Genomic DNA, 285 nt, shown 5'->3' with positions numbered 1-285 from the left:
AACTGGATGTTCGCGGGTTCCGACAGCGGTGGTGAACATGCGGCGGTGTTGTACTCGCTGATCGGCACATGCCGTCTGAACAATGTGGAGCCAGAAAAGTGGCTGCGCTACGTCATTGAACATATCCAGGACTGGCCGGCAAACCGGGTACGCGATCTGTTGCCCTGGAAAGTTGATCTGAGCTCTCAGTAAATATCAATACGGTTCTGACGAGCCGCTTACTCCGCCTCAGCCCAGCCATCATCTGCATAGTACGTCAGCGCCGGCCACTGGTTCAGGGCGTAT

The 285-nt window shown here is 55.8% G+C and carries 1 protein-coding gene; it reads left to right on the top strand.

The window, feature by feature from the left end; all coding sequences use genetic code 11:
- The coding region (locus A7090_RS08260) for a transposase domain-containing protein (RefSeq protein WP_000295637.1) at window positions 1-192 on the top strand (192 nt) is incomplete at its 5' end.
- Between the last annotated feature and the right edge of the window lie 93 nt (window positions 193-285).

The sequence above is a fragment of the Escherichia sp. MOD1-EC7003 genome, assembly GCF_002965065.1.
In the GTDB taxonomy this organism is placed as follows: Bacteria; Pseudomonadota; Gammaproteobacteria; order Enterobacterales; family Enterobacteriaceae; genus Escherichia.
This window is presented reverse-complemented; position numbering and strand designations above follow the sequence as displayed.